General features: G+C 68.4%; 9 protein-coding genes. 3 read left to right on the top strand and 6 right to left on the bottom strand.

What is annotated here, in order from left to right:
* Positions 1 to 19: 19 nt before the first annotated feature.
* Together JIX56_RS36150 and JIX56_RS36145 are read right to left on the bottom strand one after the other, a co-directional pair.
* The gene (locus JIX56_RS36150) at positions 20 to 880 is read right to left on the bottom strand and encodes a carbohydrate ABC transporter permease (RefSeq protein WP_257551312.1); all 861 of its coding nucleotides are present in this window, start codon (positions 878 to 880) and stop codon (positions 20 to 22) included.
* 68 nt (positions 881 to 948) lie between these two features.
* A complete protein-coding gene (locus JIX56_RS36145) occupies positions 949 to 1,803 on the bottom strand; it encodes an ABC transporter permease (RefSeq protein WP_257546892.1) in 855 nt (284 codons plus the stop codon).
* Between the two features lie 433 nt (positions 1,804 to 2,236).
* Here JIX56_RS36145 and JIX56_RS36140 point away from each other — a divergent pair, with 433 nt between their 5' ends.
* On the top strand, positions 2,237 to 9,259 hold the full coding sequence (locus JIX56_RS36140; protein WP_257546891.1) for a golvesin C-terminal-like domain-containing protein: 7,023 nt from the start codon (positions 2,237 to 2,239) through the stop codon (positions 9,257 to 9,259).
* Positions 9,260 to 9,373: 114 nt separating this feature from the next.
* On the top strand, positions 9,374 to 9,802 hold the full coding sequence (locus JIX56_RS36135) for a hypothetical protein (protein ID WP_257546890.1): 429 nt from the start codon (positions 9,374 to 9,376) through the stop codon (positions 9,800 to 9,802).
* Positions 9,803 to 9,849: 47 nt separating this feature from the next.
* Here the strand turns inward: JIX56_RS36135 and JIX56_RS36130 are convergent, their stop codons facing one another.
* The 4 genes from JIX56_RS36130 to JIX56_RS36115 are packed head-to-tail and all read right to left on the bottom strand — an operon-like array spanning position 9,850 to position 13,484.
* Positions 9,850 to 10,941, bottom strand: coding sequence for an amidohydrolase family protein (locus tag JIX56_RS36130; protein ID WP_257546888.1), 1,092 nt, complete (start codon positions 10,939 to 10,941; stop codon positions 9,850 to 9,852).
* Positions 10,942 to 10,951: 10 nt separating this feature from the next.
* Entirely contained in the window at positions 10,952 to 11,788 is an 837-nt protein-coding gene (locus JIX56_RS36125) for an amino acid ABC transporter ATP-binding protein (protein ID WP_257546886.1), read from the bottom strand.
* Positions 11,785 to 12,624 carry an amino acid ABC transporter permease gene (locus JIX56_RS36120; RefSeq protein ID WP_257546884.1) on the bottom strand — a complete coding sequence of 280 codons (840 nt, stop codon included), beginning with the start codon at positions 12,622 to 12,624 and terminating at the stop codon, positions 11,785 to 11,787. The genes JIX56_RS36125 and JIX56_RS36120 overlap by 4 nt, the downstream gene beginning before the upstream one ends.
* Entirely contained in the window at positions 12,621 to 13,484 is an 864-nt protein-coding gene (locus JIX56_RS36115; RefSeq protein ID WP_257546883.1) for a transporter substrate-binding domain-containing protein, read from the bottom strand. Before JIX56_RS36115 ends, JIX56_RS36120 begins: the two co-directional genes overlap by 4 nt.
* Before the next feature lie 210 nt (positions 13,485 to 13,694).
* Between JIX56_RS36115 and JIX56_RS36110 the strand changes: the two genes are divergently transcribed.
* Positions 13,695 to 14,795, top strand: a complete 1,101-nt coding sequence (locus tag JIX56_RS36110; RefSeq protein WP_257546881.1) for a pyridoxal-phosphate-dependent aminotransferase family protein — start codon at positions 13,695 to 13,697, stop codon at positions 14,793 to 14,795.
* Positions 14,796 to 14,933 lie beyond the last annotated feature (138 nt).

The raw sequence follows: 14,933 nt of genomic DNA, 5'->3' as shown, positions 1-14,933 counted from the left end.
CGGCTCGTGTCGGCTGGTGTCAGCTCTTGATGGCGCCGGTGAGCACGCCCTTCGTGAAGTACTTCTGCAGGAACGGGTAGACGAGCAGGATCGGTACGGTGGCGATCACCAGGACCGCCATCTGCACGGTCTGCGGCGCGGTGACGGTGGCCTCGCCGGTCGTCGCGTCGGTGAGGCCCGAGCCGGCCACCACATAGGTGCGGAGGACCTGTTGGAGGGGCCAGTGGTCGCTCTCCAGGTACAGCGAGGCGTAGAACCAGGAGTTCCAGTACCCCACCGCGTAGAACAGTCCGACGACGGCGAGCGCGGCCTTGGACAGGGGCAGTACGACCGAGAAGAGCACCCGCCAGTCCCCCGCCCCGTCGAGCCGCGCGGCCTCGTACAGCTCCTCGGGGATGCCCTGGAAGAAGCCGCGCAGGACGACCAGGTTGAAGACGTTCACGAGGACGGGCAGGACCAGCGAGGCGTAACTGTCCAGCAGGCCCAGCTCCTTGACCAGCAGGAAGCTCGGGATCATGCCGGGCGGGAAGAGGAAGGTGAACAGGATGAGCAGCAGCACCGGCTTGCCGCCGAAGACGCCGGGGCGGGAGAGCGCGTAGGCGAGGGTCACCGTGCAGGCGAGGCTGAGCAGGGTGCCCACGAGGGTGACTCCGGCGCTGACGCCGAGGGCGTGGGTGACGATCCCGCCGTCGAGGATGTCGCGGTACGCGTCCAGGCTCGGCTCGGTCGGCCACAGCACCCAGCCGCCGTTGGCCACGACCTCGTCCGTCGAGGCCAGGGACGTGGACACGATGACGAGGAACGGCACGCACACCAGCAGGACGACGGCCACGAGGGCCAGGGCCTTGGCCGCCTGGGTGACGGGCTTCGGCTTCTCCAGCCAGCCGGGGCGGGCGTGTCGGGTCTCCCGGAGGGGTCGAGCGGGCCGGACCGGCCCGGGGTGGGCGCTCACTTGTAGACCCCCTGTTCGCCGAGGCGGTGGGCGACCTTGTTGGCGGCGTAGACGAGAAGGGCGCCGATGACGCCCTTGAACAGGCCCGCGGCGGCGGCGAATCCGTAGTCGCCGCCGACGATGCCCTGGTAGTAGACGAAGGTGTCGATGATCTCGGCGGCCTCCGGGCCGACCGCGTCGCGCTGGAGCAGCATCTGCTCGAAGCCGACGGAGAGGATGTCGCCGAGCCGCATGATGAGCAGCAGCACGATCACCGGGCGGATGGCGGGCAGGGTGACGTGCCAGAAGCGGCGCCAGGGGCCCGCCCCGTCGATCGCGGCGGCCTCGTACTGCTGCTCGTCGACCTGGGCGAGGGCGGCGAGGAAGATGATCGTGCCCCAGCCGGCGTCCTTCCAGATGACCTGGGCGACGGTGAGCGGCCGGAAGGCGTCCGGGTTGCCGATGATGTCGACGGTGCTCAACCCCATGCCGTCCAGCGAGGAGTTGAGCAGTCCGGTGTCGCCGAGCAGCTGCTGGAACAGGGCGACGACGATCACCCAGGAGATGAAGTGCGGCAGATACGCCACCGACTGCACGAAGCGGCGGACGCTGCTCCGGGTGAGGCTGTGCAGCAGCAGGGCGAGGGCGAGCGGCACCGGGAAGTAGAAGACGATCTGGAGGACGGCGATCCAGAGCGTGTTGAGGACGGCCGCCCAGAACGCCCCGTCCTCGAACATCCGTCGGAAGTTGCCGGTGCCGACCCAGGGACTGCCCCAGATGCCGTCGAACGGCACGTACTCCTTGAACGCGATGAGGTTGCCGGCCAGCGCGCCGTAGTGGAACAGCAGGAAGTAGGCCAGGCCGGGGAGCATGAGCAGCAGGAGTGCCAGGGAACTCCGGTTTCGCGTCCGACTCTGAAAACCTTTTCGTTGCGGTGGCGCGCCGTCCGCTCGACGATGCGCCGGTTCAACTCCCTCATTACCTGTGCGTTCCCGTAGTACCACGCCCACGGGTCCCCCTCACGTCTCGTAGTCGGAGTGAGGGGAAGTTAAAACGTTTTCATCAGCCGGTCAACACTCCTGACACACAACGGGTGTTGGTCTCGTGACCGATTCCGGTCGTCCTGCTCCTGCGGCTTCACAGCGCCTCACACATCTGTACAGGACTTCTCCGCATCGTTCGCAGTCCGAAACTCGCCCTTCCATTTGACATGCCCATTGACGCGCTGTTGGGGGGTCTTGGTACACAGATGCGCCCGGCGATTCCTGTGCGACCCCTGTGCCCACGGGGGACAAGGAGCCCTTCATGGCAGCCTTAGACCACACCCGCGTCCGTATCCGACTCCGCCGCCTCCGTCTTCGCCGTTTCCGCCTCCGTGCCGCCCTGGTCGGCGCCGTGGCGACGGCCCTGATCATCGGCAACGCGCCCGCCACCCCCGCCAGAACCAGCGAGGCGAGACCCGCGGCCGCGGTCGAAGCCGACACCAGCGATCCCCGCGACGGCTGGAGACCCGCCAGCGAACTCGCCGAGGACAAGGACGACCCAGGCTTCCTGGACCGCCTCTTCGGTGACGACGAGGACAGTGACGAGGCCGACCGGGGCGACGAGTACAAGCCGCCCCGGATCGGCCTCGACCGCTCCCGGGGCTCCGCCTCCCTCACCCATCGGGGCATCACGGGCGACGCCGACGGCGTCCGTATCGCGGCCCCCCGCACCACGCACGCCACCGGCGCCGACCTCACCTGGAGCGCGTACCGGGGCAAGGGCCTGCGGGAGTACGAGGTCCACCGCTCCACGAAGAAGGACTTCACCCCCACCGACGAGACCCTGGTCGCTCCCGTCGACCGCGGCACCCGGACCTTCGCCGACCGCACCGCGCCCCCGGCGCTCGACGACGCCGGTGAGGGCCGCACGTACCACTACCGGATCGTCGTCCGCACCCAGCAGGGCACGCTGCTGGCCGGCCCGGCGCGCACGGTCGAACTGCCCGCCGTGGGCAAGATGGCCGAGGGCGGGAAGCTGCTCGCCGCCCCCGAGGGCGAGACCTACTTCCTGCCGTACACGCCGGCGCGGATGATCCCCGGCGAGAAGGCCACCGTCGAGGCGACGCTCACCAACACCACCGATGCGGTGTGGAAGAAGGGCGAGCGCGTCCTGTCGTACCGCTGGACGCTGGACGGCAAGGACGTCACCAACCTCCTCAACAAGGACGCGACGCCGCTGCCGAAGGACGTGGCGCCCGGCGAAACCGTCACCTTCGACGCGGAGTTGAAGGCGCCGGTCCTCGTCGACCCGCTCGACAAGCGGCTGACCTTCGGCCTGGAGTGGGACCTGCGGGAGAAGGCCACCGGCGACTGGCTGTCCGAGACGGACGGGGTGCCGCCGTCGAAGCACGCGGTCACCGCCGAGTACCCGACCTCCGACCAACTCGGCCTTGAGGACTTCTACTCGTACGCCGGGAAGAACACCGGTGCGGGTTCGGCGCTGATGAGCAATCTTCACGCCGGCAACGCCGTGTGGTCGTACAACTCCTTCTCGAACCCGTCGCTGGGCTTCTCGACCTTCCTGCGGCTGGCCTACAACTCGCAGGACGCGTCCAGCACTCCGGCCGGTTTCGGCTGGTCGCTGCAGGCCTCCTCGCCGGTCCGGCTCGGCACGCCGCTGGACTTCCACCCGGCCGCGCTGCTGCCCAAGCAGATCACGCTGACCGACGGCGACGGCACCAGCCATGTCTTCAGCAAGAACAAGAAGGGCGAGTGGGACTCCCCCGCCGGGGTCCACTTCCGCGTCAAGCAGTTGGAGAAGGACTGCCTGCTCCATCCCCATCAGCGGGAGGCCTGGGAGTTCCTGCGCCCGGACCGCACCCGGTTCCTCTTCGACTGCCAGGGCTATCCGAGCGCCCAGGTGGACAAGAACGGCAACCGGATGGAGTTCACGTACGAGGAGCGGCTGCTCGGGCACCCGTCGAAGCTGCTGAAGTACGTCACCGACGCCGAGGGGCGGCGCACGCTCACCGTCGACTACTGGGAGAAGGGCGAGGCGTACACCTACGTCGACAAGGACGGCGAGGTCCGTGAGGGCAAGCATCTCCTCAACCCGTTCATCATCGGCAAGGTCCGCTCCGTCACCGATGTCTCGGGCCGGCGGATCGACTTCACGTTCACCGAGAAGGGGATGCTGGCCCGGCTGACGGACGGTGCGAACGCCGCCGAGAAGCTCCGCAAGGTCTTCGTGTTCGACTACGGCAAGGAGTTCGACCACCCCGGCCTGAAGCTGGTCGCGGTCACCGACCCGGAGGGGAACGCCAGCAAGCTGGACTATGTCGGCCCGCACGACGAGAAGGACCAGCTGCACTACCTGGGGTACACGAAGGCGATCACGGACCGGCTCAAGGGCGTGACCGGGTACCGCTACAAGGACCCCGACGGCCATGACGGCAAGGGCACCGAGACGGTCGTCACGGACGCCGAGGGCAACCCGGCCACCCAGCGGATGGACGGCTACGGCCGCCCGGTGAAGCTCACCGACGCCAAGAAGCGGACCACGAAGCTGGGTTGGGACGCGGACAACAACGTCACGCGTCTGGAGGAGAACAACGGCGCCGCCCGCACCTGGAAGTACGACCCCAAGACGGGTTACCCGCTTCAGGTACGGGACGCCGAGAGCGTCAAGAACGACCGGCCCGCCGCCACGCTGACCTACGCGACCGGCGAGAACGGCTACATCGCCGACCTGGTGCGCCGCGTCTCTCCGGAGGGCCGCACCTGGCAGTTCGGCTACGACGCGCGCGGCAACATGATCTCGGTCACCGACCCCAAGGGTGTGCGGAGCGAACCCGAGGGCGACTACACCTCCGTCAACGCCTATGACGCGCGGGGCCGGCTCATCTCCGCCACCGACGCGAACGAGCACACCACGACGTTCGAGGACTACGACCCCTCCGGCTATCCCCGGGTGATCGAGGACGCCCTCGGCAACCGCACGGTGACGACGTACGACGTGCGCGGCAACGTCACCCAGGTCGAGGAGGCCGACGGGGCGACGACCACGCAGACGTACGACGTGTTCGCGCGTCCGCTGGAGAACCGCAGGCCGAAGGACCAGCAGGCCGGCGAGTTCATCGTCACGCCCGCGCCCGAGTACGACAGGAACGACAACACGCTCGTCTTCACCGCCCCCAACGGGGTGTCGAGCAGCAGCGAGTTCGACGCCGCCGACCAGCTGCTGAAGTCCGTCCAGCCGGGCGACGAGGAGGGCTCCCCGGAGCGTGTCTCGACCTTCACCTACGACAAGGTCGGCAACCAGCTCACCTCGACGGAGCCGAAGGGCAACCTGACCGAGAAGCCCGGCGACTTCACCTCGACGACCAAGTACGACGAGGTCTACCAGCCGATCGAGGCGGTCAACGCGGCGGGCAACCGGGCGAGCGCCGTCTACAACGACGTCGGTGACCTGGTGAAGGTCGTCGATGCCCGCAAGAACGAGACCGAGGACCCCGACGACTACACCAGCAGGTTCCGCTACGACCTCGACCACCGGCTCCTCGAGACCACCGACGCGGCCGGCAAGTCGACGACCAGCACCTACGACTGGGACGGTCTGACCGTCGCCACCACCGACGCCGACGGCAACCGCACCGAGCTGGTCCTGGACCCGCGCGGAGCTCTCGTCGAGGCGCACGTCCCGCACGACGGGGAGGGCGACGACGCGGTCATCCGCAAGACGCGCTTCGAGTACGACGAGGTCGGCAACCAGACCCGCGTCATCACCCCGCGCGGCATGGAGACCGGCGGCGACGACAAGGACTTCGCCGCCGAGACCGTCTACGACGAGCTGAACCGCGTCAAGGAGACCCTGAGCCCCTACGACCCGGACGACGGCCGGTACAACACGCCGGACCGGACGACGTACGAGTACGACGCGCTGAGCCGCGTGAAGAAGGTCAGTGCCCCGCCGTCCGAGGGCCAGAGCGTCCGCAACGAGACGGAGTACACCTACTTCGACACCGGCTGGATCAAGACGTCCACGGACGCCTTCGACATCAAGAACACCTACAAGTACAACGACCTGGGCCAGCAGATCCAGAACACCCTGACCAGCGCGGGCGGTTCGGTCTCCCGCACCCTCGACTCCGCCTTCTACCCGAGCGGCGCCCTCAAGTCCCGCTCGGACGACGGAGTCCCGGTCGGCCTCCAGGTCGCGCTCGTCGACAACTCGGACATCAACAACACGGCGACTCAGGGCCCTTGGGCGGAGGTCGCCGCCGAGGGCTCGTACGGCTACAACGCGCAGACCCACGCGGCCGGCTCGGGCGAGGACCGCTTCGTCTGGCAGCTGACCATCCCCCAGTCCGGGGACTACACGGTCTACGTCCAGTACCCGAAGGTCGACGGGGCGGCGAAGGACGCCACCTACGAGATCAAGCACAAGGAAGGCACCGAGACCAAAACCCTGGACCAGACCGAACTCCCTGGTGAGTGGCGCTCCTTGGGCAAGTACGCCTTCACCGAGGACACCGGCCAGGCCATCACCCTCACCGACAAGGCGACCGGCACGGTGGTCGCGGACGCGGTCCGGCTGGTCCGCGACTACGAGGGCGACACCGACAACGAGAAGAAGGACTTCTCCTACCGATACGACGCCAACGGCAACCAGATCGAGATCGTCGACAACAGCCCCGGGGTCGAGACCGACCGCTACACCCTGGCCTACGACGAACTCAACCAGCTCAGCGAGGTGAAGGAGCACGACGGGGACAGCGTCCGCAACACGACGGCCCTGACGTACGACGCCAACGGCAACACGCTGACGACGACCCACGACCTGACCTGGAGCAAGCTGGACTACGACCCGCTGGACCGGGTCGAACGCATCACCAACGCCGCCTCACCGACAGCCGGTGACCAGCAGATCACAAAGCTGGAGTACACAGCCCGGGGCGAGCTGAAGACACAGACGAAGCCCAACGGCAACGTCCTGACGCTCGACTACTACCTGGACGGAGCAACAAAGAAGACCACTGAGAAGTCCGACGGCACCCTCGTCGCCGAACACAACCTGAAGTACAACGCCAACGGCCACAAGGTCGAGGACGTCCTGAAGCTGATGGACGCCGACGACCACGGCGACACGATCGACAACACGTACGCGTACACGTACGACCCGCAGGACCGCATAGCCAAGGTCGTGAAGACCGGCGACGACGAGAAGACGGAGGAGTACCGCCACGACTCCGCCGGCAACGTGGTCTGGCAGACGGTCGACGACACGACCACGACCCACCGCTACGACCGCAACCGCCTCCTGACCTCCACAGCGGACGGCGCCTCGTCCACGTACAACTACGACCCGCTGGGCCGCCTCGACACCGTCTCCTTCGGCGGCGAGACGATCCAGAAGTACCGCTACGACGGCTTCGATCGTCCGGAGTCCATCAGGGCGGGCACCGGGGACGCGGCCCGGACGACCCGGATGACGTACGACGCCTTCGACCGCACGGTGAAGGAGACGGTCGGCGGGGACGACGCGAAGACGACGCTCTTCACGTACCTGGGCATCACCTCGAACTCCCTGAAGGAAGAGGTGACCGACGAGGGCGTCACGTCGTTCCAGTACGCCTCCTGGGGCCAGAAGCTCACCCAGATTAAGGACGAGGAGGACAAGGCCCCGGAGACCACCCAGTACCTCTACCACCCGCACGGCGACGTAGAGGCGCTGACCGACAAGGACGGCAACACCAAGACAACGTACGGCTACACGGCGTACGGCAAGAACGACACGGCCCAGTTCACGGGCGCGGACAAGCCGGGGGCGGGCGGCGAGGCCGCGGAGCCCTACAACTCGTACCGCTTCAACGCGAAGCGCTACGACACGACATCCGGCACGTACGACATGGGCTTCCGCACCTACGACCCGGGCTTGAACCGCTTCCTGACCCGGGACATGTACGGCGGCGCCCTGGCCGACATGGGCCTGACCACCGACCCCTTCACCGGCAACCGCTACGCCTTCGCCGGCGGCAACCCGATCTCCTTCATCGAGATCGACGGCCACCTGTTCGGCCTGTCGTGGTCGGACATCGGCCACGCCGCACTGGACGTGGTCGGCCTGATCCCGGTCGTGGGCGAGGTCGCGGACCTGGCCAACTGCGGCTGGTACGCGGCCGAAGGCGAGTATCTGGACGCGGCCCTGTCCTGCGCCTCCGCCATCCCGTTCGCGGGGTACGGGGCGACGGCGGCGAAGGCGGCGCGGTACGGCGACAAGGCGTTGGACGCGATCGATACGGCGGGCGACGCGAAGCGCGCGACGGACACCGCGACGAACGCGGGGCGGGCGACGGACACACCACCGGCAGGCGGCACCCCGGACGCCCCGACAACCCCGAAGGACCCGGCCCCGGCCAACCCGGCGCCGGCCCCGGCAGCCGCCCCGGCTCCGGCGGCACCGAAGCCCCCGGAGGCGCCGCCCGCCTGCCCCGTCGGGAACAGCTTCGTCCCTGGCACCGAGGTCCTGATGGCCGACGGGACCACGAAGCCGATCGAGGACGTCGGGATCGGCGACAAGGTCGCGGCGTCCGACGTGGAGACGGACGACACGCAGTCGCGGACGGTGACCCGCACCATCAAGGGTGAGGGCACCAAGAACCTGGTCACCCTCAAGGTCGACACGGACGGCCGGGCAGGAGCCGAGACCTCCACCATCACGGCCACCGACGGCCACCCGTTCTGGCTGCCGGACCTGGGCCGCTGGATGGAGGCCGGTGACCTCGAACGCGGTCAGTGGCTGAGCACGGGCAGCGGCAGCTGGGTCCAGATCACGGCCGTCAAGGCGCACAAGGCACAGGCGACGGTCTACAACCTGAGCGTTGAGGGCCTGCACTCGTACCATGTGCTGGCAGGGGCCACACCGGTCCTGGTCCACAATTGCGGTGCTCGTGTCGTCGATATGCACGGAAACGACATCGCGAATCCGGATGCGCTCGCTTCGGGCCTGCTCCGCCACACGAATACGGCACTTTCCGAATGGAACGCGGGAACCATCGGGTTTTCTCCGGCGGACCTCGCGAGAATCGCCCGGAAACCAAGCCGAGCCAACACCATCAAGGGAAATATCCTCGATGCCCGGGTGAAGGAACTCGCCGGCGGCGATTCGACGCTGCGCGACCTCTTCTCAACTCCTGGCGGTATGCCCGGCCCGGACTGGGTCAATACCGGTACAAGCGTTCCAGGAATCGGCTGGTACGATCTGACGACTCAACGTATGTGGGGGCAGCACGTGTTCGACTACGCCCCCAAGTTCGGTCCGGGAGTCGGCATCCTCTGGCAATGATTCCAACTTCGCCGCACCGTAGTGCTGTGACGGTGGGAAGATAATGGCTGGGTCGCCCGAACCCGACGGGCGACCCAGCCGTTTCTCGTAGCAAGATCTTCGAAAGGGCGAGTCGTGAGCAGCATTGTCAAGTTCTTTGTGGCGACGCGGGAAGATGCGATCGACACGTTGAACACCGGCCCCATCGCATCAACCCGCATAATTTCTTTCGGAAATTTCGATGCCGAGGAAGCGCTGCTGGACTGGGAAGCCCACCTCACCGGCAAAACCTTTTCAGAGCTTCTGGACAATGACGTCCCGGAGGAGGTTGCCGAGAGCGATGACGGTCCTGTGGTGCTCTTGCTGTCCGACGCACTCCTGAACTCGCTCTCTTCCGCATCGAGTTCTCAGCTCGACGAGCTCGCGATGTGGTGGGCGAGCAAGAAAGCAGTCGAGGGAATCGAGATCGATCCACCCCTCGCCGCGAATATTCTGCAGGAACTCGTCGAACTGATTCACCAGCAGCGCGAACCCGACGAAAGCGTGTACTGCTGGACGGGTTGAACGGGCAGGCGCTCGCCCTGGTGAGCGCGGTCCGTCGAGGGCCTCCTCTACGCAACCACCCGCCCGTTCAGCACCACCCGCGACGGGGCCCCCAGCACGCGCACATCCGTGCGGGGGTCCCGTTCGTACACCACCAGGTCTGCGGGGGCTCCCTCGTCCAAGCCGGGCCGGCCCAGCCACCGGCGGGCGCCCCATGTGGTCGCCGCGAGGGCCTCGACCGGTGGGATGCCGGCGGTGACCAGTTCCGCGACCTCGGCGGCGACCAGGCCGTGCGGGAGGGAGCTGCCCGCGTCGGTGCCGACGTAGACGGGGATTCCGGCGTCGTAGGCGTTGCGGACGGTGTCGTAGCGGCGTTCGTGGAGGCGGCGCATGTGGGCGGACCAGCGGGGGAACTTGGCCTCGCCGCCGGCCGCCATGGTCGGGAAGGTGGCGATGTTGACGAGTGTGGGGACGATGGCGACGCCCCGCGAGGCGAACAGCGGGATGAGGTCCTCCGTCAGGCCCGTCGCGTGCTCGACGCAGTCGATGCCCGCCTCGACGAGGTCGCGGAGGGACGATTCGGCGAAGCAGTGGGCCGTCACCCGGGCGCCCAGCAGGTGCGCCTCCGTGATCGCCGCCTCGACCGCCTCACGCGGCCAGCACGGTGTCAGGTCGCCCACCTCGCGGTCGATCCAGTCCCCCACCAGCTTCACCCAGCCGTCACCGCGCCGGGCCTCCCGCGCGACGTACGCGACCAGGTCCTCCGGCTCGATCTCATGGGCGAAGTTCCGGATGTAGCGGCGGGTGCGCGCGATGTGCCGGCCGGCCCGGATGATTTTCGGGAGGTCGTCGCGGTCGTCGATCCAGCGGGTGTCGGACGGGGAGCCCGCGTCCCGGAGCAGCAAGGCCCCCGCGTCCCGGTCCGTCAGGGCCTGCTTCTCCGCCACGTCGGCGTCGACCGGGCCGTGCACGCCCAGCCCGACGTGGCAGTGGGCGTCGACGAGGCCGGGCAGCGCCCAGCCCTCGACCGTGCGGATGTCGGGGGCGGTCGCGGGACGGTCGTAGGAGATCCGTCCGTCGACGACCCACAGCTCGTCCCGGACGTCCTCAGGTCCGACCAGGACCCGGCCCTTCACATGCAGCACCGGCTCATCGCTCATGTACTGCACCCTAGCCACCCGGCTGTTCGGCCTTGCCCACCTGGTCCGACGTCTCCTCCTCCACCTCCGCCATCGCCGGGTCGAGGAGGCGGGAGAGGAAGTGGCGGGTGCGGTCGTGCCGGGGGCTGCCGATGACCTGGGCCGGGGGGCCGTCCTCGACGATCACGCCGCCGTCCATGAAGAGGACGCGGTCGGCGACCTCGCGGGCGAAGGTCATCTCGTGGGTCACGACCATCATGGTCATGCCTTCGGTCGCCAGCCTGCGCATGACCGCGAGGACGTCGCCCACCAGTTCCGGGTCCAGCGCCGACGTCGGCTCGTCGAAGAGCATGACCTCGGGGCCCATCGACAGCGAGCGGGCGATCGCCACGCGCTGCTGCTGGCCGCCGGAGAGGGAGGCGGGGTAGGCGTTCGCCTTCTCCGACAGGCCCACGCGTTCCAGGTTCTCGGCGGCGACCCCGGCGGCCCGCGCCTTGTCCCTCCGCAGGACCCGGCGCTGCGGCAGCGTGAGGTTCTCGGTCACCGTGAGGTGCGGGAAGAGGTTGAACTGCTGGAAGACCATGCCGATCCGGCGGCGTACGGCGTCGATGTCGACGTCGGGGTCCGTCAGCTCGGTGCCGCCGACGAAGACCTGGCCCTTCGTGGGCTCCTCCAGGAGGTTCACACAGCGCAGCAGGGTCGACTTGCCGGAGCCCGACGGGCCGATGACGCACACCACCTCGCCCTGCCGGATCTCCAGGTCGATGCCCTTCAGCACCTCGTTGTCGCCGAACGCCTTGTACAGGCCGCGTACTTGGATCTCCGGGCGTCCGCCGAGGGACTTCCCGCCCAGGGTTTTCTCGCTCATTTCACGGCCTCCTGGGCCTTCGCCTCCATCCGGCGCACGACGAAGCCGAGCGGGATGGTCACCAGCAGGTAGCACAGGCCGGCGACCAGGATCGGCGTGGAGTTGGCGGTGGTGCTGGCCAGGTCGCGGCCGTACTTGGACAGTTCGCGCTCCTCCAGGGTGACGCCGAGGAACAGGACGAGAGAGGAGTCCTTGAAGAGGAGGACCAGTTCGTTGGTGAGCGGCGGGAGGATGATCCGGAACGCCTGCGGGATGATGATCGAGATCATCGCCTTCGCCGGTGAGAAGCCCAGGGAACGGGCCGCTTCCAGCTGGCCCTTGGGGACGGCCTGGATGCCCGCGCGGATCGTCTCCGCCATGTACGCCGCCGCCACCAGGCCCAGCGCGAGGGCGACCTTGCCGTACGTGCCGCCGGGGATCTCCGTGCCGGGGAAGGCCAGCGGCACGGCGACACCGATGAAGATGAAGATCAGCAGGGCGGGCAGGCCCCGGAAGATCTCGATGTACACACCGGCGAACCAGCGGTACGGGCCCACCGACGACAGCCGCATCAGCGCGATGACCATGCCGAGGACGAGGCCGAACGCGAAGCCGGACAGCGTGTACAGCACGGTGTTCTTGAGCGCCAGCGTGATGACGTCGGGGAACATCCGCTCGGCGATGTCCCACTGGGCGAACTGGTTCTTGAGCTGGTCCCAGTCGGCGGACACCGCGAAGGCGATGACCGCCGCGACGAACACCGCGTACTGCGCGCCCCGGGAGAGGGTGCGCTTCTGGGTCCGGCTCAGCCCCTTCTTCTTCGGCTGGAGCGGTGTGTCCGTGTCGGTCACGCTCATGAGGCGGACGGGGAGGCGGTGGCGGCGCTCTCGTCGTACGGGCCGATCCACTGCTCGTACAGCTTCTTGTACGTGCCGTCGGACTTGGCGTCGGCGAGCGCCTTGTTGACGGCGGCGAGGAGCTTGGTGTTGCCCTTCTTGACCGTGAAGCCGTACTCCTCACCGGTGTTGACCTGCTCGGCGACCTCGAAGGCGTCGGCGAGCACCGGGTCCTTCAGCCAGCCCTGGACGACCGGGTAGTCGATGACGACGGCGTCGACCTGGCCGGCGCGCAGGCCGTTGAGGACGGCGTCGGAGGACTCGAAGGAGACCGGGTCGAGGCCCTGGCTCTTGGCGTAGTCCTCACCGGTGGTCTGCGCCTGGGTGCCGACCTTGAAGTCCTCGTCGCCCTTGAGGTCCGCGAAGGAGCCGATGTCGGCCTTCTTGGCGGCGAGGACGGCCTGGGTGGCCTCGAAGTACGGGTCGGAGAAGTCGACGTTCTTCTTGCGCTCGTCGGTGATCGTCATACCGGCCGCGGCGAGGTCGCACTCGCCGGAGTTCAGGAAGGCACCCGTCTTGAAGTTCTCGAACGGCGTGTCCAGGATCTCCTGCTTGACGCCCAGGTCCTCGGCGACGAGGTCGATCAGCGACACGTCGAAGCCCTGCACCTTGCCGTCGATCTCCGACTGGAACGGCGGGTACGGCAGGTGGGTGCAGGTCGTCAGCTGACCGCCCTTCACCAGCTCCACCCCGCCGGCCGCGGTCTTGGTGCCGCCGCTGCCGCCGTCGCCGTCCGAGGAACAGCCGGCCACGAGCAGCAGCCCGGCCGTCGCGGTGGTGGCGGCCAGGATGCGGGTCCGGCGTCCGAGGACCGAGTTCACGGGGAGACCTCCTATGAGGGAACTGCGGGGAACACAGAGAAGACGGAGAAGACAGGGAACACAGACATCCGATTATAAGGAGATCTTTGACTTCCTCAAACCAAACCGATGGCTACTGGGCCGTTCGGCCTCAGATGTCGTCGTCGAGGGGCGAGCCGGGGCCGTCGGTACCCTCGACACCATCTACCCCGTGAGCGAAGAGAGCACCCCGTGACGCACCCGTTTCTGGATCTGGCCCCGTTGAGTGCGGCGCACTTCGCGTCGATCGAGGACCGGGTGGGCCGGCTGCTCGCCACGGAGCAGGACGTCGTGATCACACAGGGCGAGGCGCTGCTGCCGCTGGAGGGGGCGATTCGCGGGGCCGCCGGGCCCGGTACGACCGCGCTGAACGTGATCACCGGTCCGTACGGGCAGACATTCGGGAACTGGCTGCGGGACTGCGGCGCGACCGTGATCGACCTGGCCGTCCCCTTCCACACGGCGGTCACGGCCGAGCGGATCCGGGACGCCTTCGCCGAGCACCCGGCGATCGACTTCGTCTCACTGGTCCACGCGGAGGCGGCGACCGGCAACACGAACCCCGTGGCGGAGATCGGCGAGGTGGTCCGCGAGCAGGGGGCGCTCTTCTACCTGGACGCGGTCGCCTCCGTGGGCGCCGAGCCGGTGCTGCCCGACGCGTGGGGTGTCGACCTGTGCGTCATCGGGGCGCAGAAGGCGATGGGCGGGCCGGCCGGGGTGTCGGCGATCTCCGTGAGCGAGCGGGCGTGGGCGCGGATGGCAGCCAACCCGCGGGCGCCCAGGAGTTCCTACCTCTCGCTCCTTGACTGGAAGGAGCGCTGGATCGACGGTGGCCGCCGCGCCCTTCTCCACGCGCCCGCGCAGCTGGAGATGCTCGCGTTGGAGGCCTGCCTGGAGCGCATCGAGGGGGAGGGCCTGGACGCGGTGATGTCCCGTCACGCGCGCGCCGCCGCGGCGACCCGCGCGGGCACCTTCGCCCTGGGCGGCGGCCTGGAGCCGTACGTCCACGCGGCGGCCGACGCGGCGCCGGTCGCCACGACCCTGCGGGTGCCCGCCGGGGTCGACGCGTCGGAGCTGGTCGCCAAGGCGCTCGCCGCGGACCCCGCCCTGCCGCTGGCCGCGGGCGGCGGCGCCCTCGCCGCGGAGATGGTCCGCGTGAACCACTACGGCCCCGACGCGACCCCGGGCGTCGTGCACTCGAGCCTCGCGGGGCTGGGGGCGGCGCTGGCGGAGTTCGGGGTGGGGGTGGACCTGGAGGGGGCCCGGCGGGCGGCGGCTCAGGCCTGGGCGTAGCGGAACGGAACGGCTCCGCCGGGGGAATTGTGGGAAGTTTTTCCGGTAGGAATTCACATGGAATTCGCAGGGCAGAACCCCGTATTCTTCTGCCCGCTCTCCCCTCGCCTAAACGCAAAGGTTTCGCGAACACTGACG

It is taken from the genome of Streptomyces sp. CA-210063, from assembly GCF_024612015.1.
Taxonomy (GTDB): Bacteria; Actinomycetota; Actinomycetes; order Streptomycetales; family Streptomycetaceae; genus Streptomyces.
This window is presented reverse-complemented; position numbering and strand designations above follow the sequence as displayed.